The sequence below is a fragment of the Frankia sp. CcWB3 genome (assembly GCF_977927595.1).
Genome location: NZ_CDWRCK010000004.1, coordinates 27033 through 37825 on the forward strand (window position 1 = coordinate 27033; position 10793 = coordinate 37825).

Sequence of the window (10793 nt, forward strand, 5' to 3'; positions counted from 1 at the left end):
GGGTCCCGAAGTGCTGAGCGGGCTGACGCTGACGATCCCGGCCGGGCGAACCACCGCACTCGTCGGACCCTCCGGCGGGGGGAAAACCACCGTCACCAAGCTGATCGCCCGCTTCTACGACGTCGGCTCCGGTTCGGTGCGCGTCGGCGGCGTCGACGTCCGCGACCTCACCAGCGCCGAGCTGCTCAACCACATCGCGTTCGTGTTCCAGGACGTCTACCTGCTCGACGGCACCGTCGAGGACAACATCCGCTTCGGTAACCCGGACGCGACCCCGGAGCAGGTCCGCGACGCCGCCTACCGCGCCCGGGTGGACTCCATCGTCGCCCGGCTCCCGGACGGCTGGGCCAGTCGCGTCGGCGAGGGCGGACAGCTGCTGTCCGGCGGCGAACGCCAACGCGTCGCCATCGCCCGCGCGCTGTGTAAGGACGCGCCGATCGTGCTCCTCGACGAAGCCACGGCCTCCCTCGACACCGAGAACGAGACCGCCGTGCACGCCGCCCTGGCCGAGCTCGCCGCCGACCGCACCGTCCTGATCATCGCCCACCGGCTGGACACGATCGTCCGCGCCGACCAGATCGCCGTCCTCGACGGCGGCCGGGTCGTCGAGTGCGGTCGGCACGATGAGCTCCTGGCCCGAGACGGGCGGTACGCCGCATTCTGGCGCGAGCGCGAGCGCGAACGGGGCCGCGGCTGGCGGCTGCGGCGCGACGATCACGAACCCGCCGAGTAGCTGAGCCCGTGAGACGCGCTCGTGTCAGGCTCAGGGCGCAGGCTCAGTGCTCGTGGGAGACCACCTCGACGCGAGGCACGGCCTGCCCGCACGCAGCCGTCGCTGGTTGTGGCCGACGCACAATCCGCTTCCGTGGACAGCGAACTTGAGGTTCCCTGTCCATAGGGAAGGATTGTCATGGGCCGCTGGATTCACCGGTAGCTGGATCCACCGGTAGACAGTGACGCGATCGACGTCGATACCACGCCCGGTGAGCAGTTCCTCGATATCCCGAGAGGACAGGGCCAATCGCAAGTACCGCCGGAATCCTGTGAACTCTGGCACCGGCACCGACGGCGTGACGGCGTGACGGCATACCGGTCGATCATTCCGGCCGCTTCCACCGGCCCCTGCCGCAACAGACCCGGCTCGGCCAATAGGGGGACGGAGCGGCGCTTCGGAGTCGAAATGAAATAACTTGCGCGTCTCGAACCCTCCACAGGCCTGTGACCTGCGATGATGCTCTCGATCACGTATTTGTTACTTCATTACGTCCCCTTCGCGTCGAGCCGTATCGCGGGCTCCAGGTCCTTATGGCAACCATACCCTTACGTTAATGATTAATATGGACTGGGTGGTCGGTCGCAAAGCCGTTCGTGTTAGATATGAACGGATCTGAACGGACCGGAGCGCGGTCACGGCTCCAATACCAGTGCCCGCCCGGGAGGCGCCATGACAACACCGCCCGTCCCTAAGGCCACTGACCTGGCTGGCGCGAGGAAAGGCCTGGCATGAGGAAAAGCCAGGTCACCCAGGCGGTGCCGGTGCCGGTGCCGCCGCCGCTGCGTCCCGACGACCGGTTCGGAAACGTCGTCGACCGGATCCGCACCGTCGCCGCGGTCTGCCACGACGTCGTGGCGGTCCGCGACGAACACCGTGCCGTTACCTTCGCCCAGCTCGTCGCCTGGGTGGACGTCGTCGCCGACCGCATCCTTCGGGAGCCCGCCGCGGCCGACCCGGACACGCCCGTCGCGGTGCTGTTGCCCCACGGCGCGAGCGGGATCGCCGCCGTCTTGGGCGTTATCGCGAGCGGCCGGCCTTGCGTGCCCCTCGACAGGATGCATCCCACCGACCGTCTCGCTCAGGTCGTGGGACTGGCAGGGGCCTCGGTGTGCGTCACCGGACCGACTGGCTCCGCCGACCAGCGGACTGCCGCCGCGCTGCCGGGGATCGTGGAGACTATCGACGTCGGCGACGAGCGCGTCGCCGACTGGTCCCCGGCGCTGGCTGACCGGGTGGCGTCGACCGCGCCGCGCCGGGCCGATACCGATCCAGCTGTGCTCATCTTCACCTCCGGGTCGACCGGAGTACCGATCTTCACCTCCGGGTCGACCGGAGTACCGAAGGGTGTCGTGTGGCACCACCGCGCCCTGCTGGGCATCCACTACGCCATCCAGGCCCAGGACGTGATGCGGCTGGTTCCGGGCGACCGTCTGCCGCTCTTCCTGCCCTACTCCTTCATCTCGGGGATGAACCGGATGGTCGGTGGCCTGGTCTTTGGCACCACCCTCGAGATGTACGACCCTCGGGTCCGCGGCGTCCGCGACCTAGCCGACTGGCTGCGCACCACCCGGCCGGCCGGCATCGTGGCCACGCCGGCGCTGATCCGGACCGTGTTCGGCTGCCTTGAGCCGGACGAGGTGCTCGACGACCTCCGATTCGTCATGTCGGTCGGCGAGGCGATCTACGCCCGCGACGTCGAGTTGGCCCGCCACCACCTACCGCCGGCCGCGGCGTTCCTGGTCTCCTACGGAGCCTCGGAGCTCGGCACGGCGACCTGCGCCCCGATCTGGTCGGACGAGGACCTACCCGACGGCGTGATGCCGGCCGGGCGGCCGGTGGTCGACGTCGCGGTGAGGGTGGTCTCGCCGGATGGCATCGAGATGCCGCCCGGTGAGACGGGTGAGATCGTCGTGACGGGCCACTTCATCACGGGGGGCTACTGGCGGGCGGCGGCGGCGAGCGCATCGCGGTTCGGCATCGGGCCGGACGGCACACCCACCTACCGCACCGGAGACCTCGGGCGCATCGACGCCAGCGGCCAGCTCAGGGTTGTCGGCCGCACCGACGCGGCCGTGAAGATCCGCGGGTACCTCGTCGAGCCGATCGAAATCGAGTCCGCCCTGCTGGCGAGCTCAGATGTGCTCGAGGCCGTCGTCGTGGCCGACAGGACCACGCAGCGGGCCCGCCTGGTCGCCTACGTCGTCCCCGTGACCGGCGCCCGGGTCTCACCGGCCTCGATCAGGCGCCTGCTACGGGCCGAGCTGCCGTCCTACATGGTGCCGGCCACCGTCATGCTGGTCACCGCACTACCGAGGACCGACCGCAGCAAGGTCGACCGACTGAACCTGCCCCCCGCCGGTCCGAAACCCAATCAGGACCCGCCCCGCGACCAGTGGGAAGAGGCCGTCGCCGACGTGTGGGCCGCCGCCCTGCACCTCGACGACGTCGGTATCCACGACGACTTCGTCGAACTCGGCGGCGATTCCCTCATCGCCGAAGAGCTCCTCACCAGGGTCGCCGACGAACTCGGTGTCAAACTCCCCACCTCCACCGTCGCCGACGCCCCCACCGTCGCCGAGTTCACCGCCCACCTGCGCAATACCGGCACCGACGTCCTACGCCACCCCACCGTCGTCCCGCTGCGCACCACCGGCAGCGGCCGGCCCCTCTTCTGCTTCTGCGGCGCCGGCGGCCTCGCCGTCGGCATGCTTGGCTTTGCCCGCCACTTCGACGGCGAACGCCCCGTCTACGGCATCCAAGCCCACGGCCTCGAATACCGCGGCCTCCCCGACTGGTCCATCCACACCGCCGCCCGCCGCCACGCCCGCGCCCTGCGCCTACTCCAACCCACCGGCCCCTACCACCTCGCCGGCCACTCCTTCGGCGGCCTCGTCGCCTTCGAAACCGCGAGGCTCCTCACCGAGGCCGACGAGCACGTCGAACTGCTCGTCCTCATCGACAGCTTCCTGCCCGACACGTCCTCCGGCGTCTTCGCGGGAGGAGTGCTGCCCTCTCAGCTTCCAGTTCCAGGGGGACCGGCCACGAGTTCGAATCCGGCCCCGGCCTTGGACCATACGGGGGGATCGGCTATAGGCTCGGCGCGCGCAAGGGCTGCCGCACGGGTCCTGCTCGGCTGGGCCCGGCAGGCGGCCCAGCTCCCGTTGGCTGGCGTCGTTCAGTTCAAGGGCATGAACCAGTACGACGTCTTCTACAACCAATCGCGGGTGCTCACGAGGTTCTACCGGCCCAAGCCCTGGAACGGGCGGGCGCTGGTCTACCTGGCGGCCGCCTCGCCGCCGCACCGTACGGAGGCCTGGCGCCCGCTGCTGACCGGCGAGGCGACCTACCGCACCGTGGGCGGCGACCACGACACCGTGCTGCGCGAACCCATCGTAAGCGAGATCGCGGCCGACATCCGGGCGGTCCTCGCCGGCCGCACCAGCTCCCGCAAGGCGTGAACGGCTGCCGCTTGCGTGCTTCCGGAGTGACTGACAATCCTGGCGACCGGGAGAACGCGATCCCGTGACCAGGCCGACAGCGAAAGGTCCGTGTTCGTGAGGGTGCAGGACGCAATCAATGTCGAGGACTTCCGGGAACTGGCGCGCCGCAGGCTTCCCCGGGCGGTTTTCGACGCCATGGAGGGCGGAGCCGGCGACGAGGTGTCGCTCAGGCGTAACCGCACGGCGTTCGACCGCATCGAGTTCCGCCCGCGGCCGCTCGCCGACGTCGCCACGCGAGACCTCTCGACGACCGTGTTCGGCGAGCGGCTGTCGATGCCGATCATGCTGGCGCCCACGGGTACGGGCCGCCTCGCGCGATCGTCCGCGGAGATCGCTGTGGCGAGGGCCGCGGCGCGGGCGGACATCGTGTACATGCAGAGCACCGTGGCAGCCTTCCCCCTCGAGGATGTCGCCGCGCGCTCGACTGGCACGCTGTGGTACCAGCTCTACCTGCCCCCAACCGCGCCGAGGTCGGGAACCTCGTCCGGCGGATCGCGGCGGCGGGTTACCGGGCCCTGGCCATCACCATCGACACGCCGGTCCTGGGCAACCGTGAGCGCGACACCCGCAACAAGCTCATAAGTCGGCCGCCGCATCCCAAGATGCTGCTGCAGGGGGCCAGCAAGCCGGCGTGGGCGACCGATTTCATCCGCGGCAAATTCGACTTCATGGGCACATTCGAATTTATGCGCGGCCAATTCAGCGCCGGCCGTCCCGGCGACCCGTCCCGGCTGAGCCTCAACCAGACCCAAGCGGCAATCAAATCGTCGTCGGACTGCGTCACTTGGGAGGACGTCGAGCGGATCCGGTCGTTGTGGGAAGGCCCGTTGCTCCTCAAGGGCCTGATGCGCGGGGACGAGTGCGACCGGCTCGTCGAGCTGGGCGTCGACGGTGTCGTGGTCTCGAACCACGGCGGGCGGCAGCTGGACGGCGTCCCCGCGACCATCGATATCCTGCCGGAGGTGGTTGACGCGGCGGCGCGCAGGCTCACGGTGTTCCTCGACGGAGGTGTCCGGCGAGGCAACGACGTGGCCAAGGCGCTGGCCCTCCGCGCCGCGGGGGTCTTCGTGGGTCGGCCCTACCTGTACGGCCTCGCCGCGGGCGGCGAGGCCGGTGTCCTACGGATGATTGAGCTGCTGCGCGTGGAATTCGACCACGCGATGGCACTGCTCGGCGCCGCGACCGTGGCGGACCTCGACCGCGGCCTCGTCTCGGGCGCACGTATCCCCAGCACCCTCTCACCGTCGACGCGATAGGCCATGCCTGTCGACGGCTGAGTTGGGCCGCTTGGCGACCTTCCGTCACCGCCTGCTACCTTGGCGGCATGCTCTCCGTGTCGTGGCAGGGACCCGGCACCGTCGGTCTCCGGACAGCCGTCGGCGAACATTCGTATGCCAGAGGTGTGCACTACGCCCAGCAGAGCGCGGTCACGAGGATCGACTGGGACCCCGACGAGAACACCCTCCGGGGCCGGGTGCGTGGCAGCGGCGGCGAGGTCTACGCGACGAGCGCGCAGTTCTCGGGTGACGGTCCGTCCTCTTGGACGTTCCAGTACGGCTCGTGCACCTGCCCGGTGGGCGTCGACTGCAAGCACGTCGTGGCACTGGTGCTGACGGCCACGACAGGCGCGACGGCCACGGCGAACGCGGCAACGGGTGCGGCGGCGGCCCCCAGCCCATCGGCGCGGCGGTCCGGGTCCTCCCCGCGGTCTCAGCGGTCTCAGTCCTCCCCGCGGTCGGCTCAGCCGCGGTTGTCCCGGTCGGCTGCCTGGACCGAGGACCTGGGAGAGCTGCTGGGTGCCGTGCCCGCCGTCGGCGGCGGCCACGGCGGGCACGGCGGGGCCGCCGGGACGACGCCGTTGGCCGTCGAGCTGAGCTTCACGGCGGATCCGCCGGCCCACGGCGGCGGATCCGAGCTGGGCCTGCGGGTCACGGCCCGGCTGGTGCAGCCGGGCCGGAACGGCTGGGTCAACGCCATCGGGTGGGACGCCCTCAACGCGGCGTACCAGACCCGCGAGTACCAGCAGCCGCAGGTACGGCTGCTGCAGAAGTTCTTCGCCGTGTACCGGGCCCACGACGAGCGGTACGGGTACTCGTACTACTCCTCCTACTCTTCCGGCGGCGCGAAACGGCTCGATCTCTGCGCGTTCGAAAGCCGTCAGCTCTGGCCGATGCTCGACGAGGCCGAGGCGGTCGGCCTCCGGTTCGTGCACGCCCGCAAGAAGCTCGGCGACGTGAGCCGGTACGGTTCCGCGGAGCTGTGCCTGAACGTCACCCGGGACGAGAGCACGAAGTCGCTGGTCGTGGCTCCCCTGCTCCGCCTCGGCGGGACGCCGACGGACGCCGCCGTGTTCTCGTTCATCGGCCGCGAGGGCCATGGCGTCGTGTACGTCGACCGGGCGGAGGTCCTGGCCTCCGACGACCATCGGGACTGGCACGTCCGGCTCGCGCGGCTCGCCCAGCCGGTGCCGCCGCGGCTGCAGCGGATGGCGGTCGGGAACCGGAGCCTGCGGGTGCCCCGCAGCGAGGAGTCCCGCTTCCGCACGGAGTTCTACCCGCGTCTGCGGCGCCTGGCCCCCGTCGTGTCCAGCGACGGCTCCTTCGAGCCGCCGGAGGTGCCGCCGCCAGCCCTGGTGCTGCACGCCTCCTACGGTGACGACCACGAGCTCGACCTCACCTGGGGATGGGCCTACGAGGTCGGCGGCGAGCGGATCCACGTGCCGCTGTACGCGACGGAGCCTGACGGCACCGAACCGCCCGGCACGATGCTGCCCGCCGCGGAACCGGACGGGTTGCGGGATCCGCGCCAGGAGCAGGACGCGTTGCGGGACGTGCTGGCGGCGCTGGATCTGCCCTCCGGCACGGCCGCCCTGCTCGCCGGTGACCAGGGTTCCGGTCTGCGGCCACGGGTGCGGCTGCGCGGCGTCGACACGATGCGCGCGACGACGGAGCTGCTCCCGTTGCTGACAGACCGGCCCGGGGTGGCCGTCGAGGTCAGCGGTGACCCGGCGGCCTACCGGGAGGCCGGCGACTCGCTGCTCATCGGCCTGTCCACCGACGACGTGGTAGGCCGAGACCGACTGGTTCGATCTCGGGGTCACCGTCACCGTGGAGGGCCGGCAAGTGCCGTTCACGGACGTCTTCCTGGCGCTGAGTCAGGGGCAGTCGCACCTGCTCCTCGCCGACGGCGCCTACTTCAGCCTGCAGAAGCCCGAGCTGCAGACGTTGCGGCGGCTGATCGAGGAGGCGCGGGCGCTACAGGACTCACCCGGCGGTCCGCTGCGGATCAGTCGGTTCCAGGTCGGGCTGTGGGAGGAGCTCGCCGGGCTCGGTGTGGTCGAGCGCCAGGCGCGGTCGTGGCGCCAGCAGGTGACGGGGCTGCTGGAGCTGGGGGCCGAGGGCCAGCTCGAACAGGAGCCGCCGGCGACGCTCGCGGCGACGTTGCGCTCCTACCAGCTCGACGGTTTCCGGTGGCTGGCGTTCCTGTGGAAGTACCGGCTGGGCGGGGTGCTCGCCGACGACATGGGCCTGGGAAAGACGCTGCAGACGCTGGCACTGGTCTGCCACGCCCGGCAGGCCGATCCCGAACTCGCGCCGTTCCTCGTCGTCGCGCCGACGAGCGTCGTGTCGAACTGGGCCGCGGAGGCGGCCCGGTTCGCGCCCGGGCTGCGAACGGTGGCGATCTCCGACACGCAGCGGCGCCGCGGCGAGGCCCTCGACGAGGCGGTGTCGGGCGCCGACCTGGTGATCACCTCGTACACGCTCTTCCGCCTCGAGCACGAGGAGTACGCAAGCCTGGCCTGGTCGGGTCTGATCCTCGACGAAGCCCAGATGATCAAGAATCATCAGTCGAAGGCCTACCGGTGCGCCCGGCTGCTGCCGGCGCCGTTCAAACTGGCCGTCACCGGGACCCCGATGGAGAACAACCTGATGGAGCTGTGGTCGCTGCTGTCGGTGACCGCACCCGGCCTGTTCCCGAACCCGACCCGCTTCCGCGACTACTACGCCCGGCCGGTCGAGAAGCAGAACGACGTCGAGCTGCTCGCCCAGCTCCGACGGCGGATCAGGCCGCTGATGACGCGCCGCACCAAGGAACAGGTCGCGCCCGAGCTCCCGCCGAAGCAGGAACAGGTCCTGGAGGTGGACCTGCACCCGCGGCACCGCAGGCTCTACCAGACCTACCTGCAACGGGAACGGCAGAAGGTGCTGGGCCTGGTCGACGACATGAACCGCAACCGCTTCACGATCCTGCGCTCGCTGACCCTGCTGCGCCAGCTCAGCCTGCACGCTGGCCTGGTGGACGACCACCACGGGGACCTGCCGTGCGCCAAGATCGACGCTCTGTTCGAGCAGCTCACCGACGTCGTCGACAGTGGTCACCGGGCCCTGGTCTTCAGCCAGTTCACCGGGTTTCTCGGCAAGGTACGCGAACGGTTGTCCGCCCTCGGTGTGGAGCACTGCTACCTCGACGGCCGGACCCGCGACCGGTCCACCGTGCTCGAACGGTTCAAGACGGGGTCGGCCCCGGTTTTTCTCGTCAGCCTGAAAGCCGGCGGGTTCGGCCTGAACCTGACCGAGGCGGACTACTGTTTCCTGCTCGATCCGTGGTGGAATCCCGCGACCGAGGAACAGGCGGTGGACCGGACGCACCGCATCGGGCAGTCCCGCAACGTCATGGTCTACCGCCTCGTCGCCCGGGACACGATCGAGGAGAAGGTGATGGCGATGAAGGACCGGAAGGCGCGGCTGTTCTCCAGCGTCATGGACGACGGTGACATGTTCAGCTCGACGCTCGACGCCGACGACATCCGCGAGCTGTTCGCCTGACGGCCCCCCGGACCGCCCCCTGCCTCGTGGCCGGCTGGCCTGACAGGCGCGGGCGGGTTCACCCGGTTCACCCGGTTCCACCGATGGGCGCCCATCGGGGCCTGCGGCCGGGCCGTCGACCGGCGGTTAGGCGAGGTCAGGGCGTCGGCGCCTGTCAGGGTGACGACGTCGGGTTCCACGCACCGGGGCGGGCCTCTACGGTGATGCCTCGTGCGGGTCATCTGGGCGGCGTTGGCCGCGATCGTCGTGTCCGTCGGGGTATTGACCGGCTGCAACGGTTCCTCCGCGGCGGACGCGGCCGCGGAGGACACGGCCGCGTCTGGGACATCGGTGAGCACATCGGCGGTGCCGATCGCGGCCGCCGGGGAGTGCGGGGGCAGGGTGACCGACCTCGCCGGGGTCGAGAAACTCCTCTCCGAACCGGTCGGCTGCCCAGGCGGCACAAACAGTTTCTGGCACGGCGAGCTCGGCGACGCGTGGACACCGCCGCGGTTCGTCCCCTACCGGGACGGCCAGGTTCCGCAGGACGCCTGCGGCGCGCAGGTGGACGATCCCAAGCAGTTCGCGGGCAACGCACTGTACTGCCAGCTCGACGACACCGTCGCCTACAGCGTCGACTTCATGACGGAGCTGTTCCAGGCGGGTGGAGCGTCCTACCCGCTGTTTGTGATCATGCACGAGCTGGGTCATCGGGGCGCCCGGATCGGCGGGACGATCGGCGTGGTGTCGCGCGCGGAGGAGAACCAGGCCGACTGCTTCGCCGGCCGCCAGGCCAAGAGCGCGCACGACGCCAAGCGCATCGCGTTCACCGACGCGCTGCAGGGCGCGCTGCTGTTCTACAGCATCGGCGACACCCGCGACAGCGGCTGGTTCGACCAGGAGGTGGCCTCCGCCCCCGACGCCCACGGCACCCCCCGTCAACGCGCCCAGGCCTTCTCCTTCGGCTACCTGCGCGACAGCGACACCTGCCACCGGCTCGGCCAGTCCGAGAGCGGAAGCGTGCCGCTGTTCTGACCCAGCTACGCCTGTCCCGTGCCGGGTTTGATAGAGGCAGTCAAACCAGGAGGAAGTGGACGATATGGGCGTGCCGAGGAAGTACCCCGATGAGCTGCGGGAACGGGCGATCCGGCTGGTGCTGGGGGTCAGGGCCGAGGCGGGGACGGGCGCGAAGGGTGCGTGCCAGTGGATCGGGGCTTAGCTGGGGATCTCGCCGGAGACGCTGCGGGTCTGGGTCGTGAAGGCCGCGGTTGAGGCGGGAACGAAGCGGGGTGTGCCGACTGAGGTGGCCGCCCGGCTGGCTGAGCTGGGGCGGGAGAACCGGGAACTGCGGCGGGCGAACGAGATCCTGAAGTCGGCGTCGGCTTTTCGCGGCGGAGCTCGGCCGCCCGCGCCGGTAGTCCACGACTACATCGACCAGAACAAACAGAAGTTCGGGGTCGAGCCGATCTGTGCGGTGTTGAAGGACGCCGGTGTCCAGGTCGCCCCGAGCACCTACTACGCCGCGGGGAAACGGCCGCCGTCGGCCCGGGCGGTCACCGACGAAGAGACCCTGAAGGAGATCAGGCGGATTCATGCCGAGAACTACGGTGTCTCCGGGGCGCGGAAGGTCTTCGCGCAGCTTGACCGCGAGGGCGGGGTCGCCGGCCGGCACGTCGCCCGCTGTACGGTGGCCCGGCTCCTGCGCGGGGACGG

General features: G+C 70.3%; 4 protein-coding genes, 2 pseudogenes and 1 other annotated feature. All 6 genes and pseudogenes read left to right on the forward strand.

Features of this window, described 5'->3' with window-relative positions:
• A partial coding sequence (locus ACY5KJ_RS00960; protein WP_462202519.1) for an ABC transporter ATP-binding protein occupies positions 1-733 on the forward strand: 733 nt, incomplete at its 5' end.
• A gap of 770 nt (positions 734-1503) precedes the next feature.
• The gene (locus ACY5KJ_RS00965) at positions 1504-4233 is read left to right on the forward strand and encodes an AMP-binding protein (RefSeq protein ID WP_462186950.1); all 2730 of its coding nucleotides are present in this window, start codon (positions 1504-1506) and stop codon (positions 4231-4233) included.
• Positions 4234-4410: 177 nt separating this feature from the next.
• A pseudogene (locus tag ACY5KJ_RS00970) lies at positions 4411-5531 on the forward strand (alpha-hydroxy acid oxidase).
• A 68-nt stretch (positions 5532-5599) separates the two neighbouring features.
• Positions 5600-9101: pseudogene (locus ACY5KJ_RS00975) on the forward strand (DEAD/DEAH box helicase).
• 210 nt (positions 9102-9311) lie between these two features.
• Complete coding sequence (locus tag ACY5KJ_RS00980) at positions 9312-10115, forward strand: neutral zinc metallopeptidase (protein WP_462186949.1); 804 nt, start codon at positions 9312-9314, stop codon at positions 10113-10115.
• Between the two features lie 256 nt (positions 10116-10371).
• Positions 10372-10793, forward strand: a 422-nt coding sequence (locus ACY5KJ_RS00985; RefSeq protein WP_462202521.1) for an IS3 family transposase, incomplete at its 3' end; no start/stop codon positions are given.
• Positions 10461-10587, forward strand: a sequence feature (AL1L pseudoknot). It overlaps the preceding gene by 127 nt.

Coding starts and splice junctions, on each gene's coding strand:
- ACY5KJ_RS00965 (WP_462186950.1), top strand. CDS start 1,504: ATGAGGAAAAGCCAGGTCACCCAGGCGGTGCCGGTGCCGGTGCCGCCG.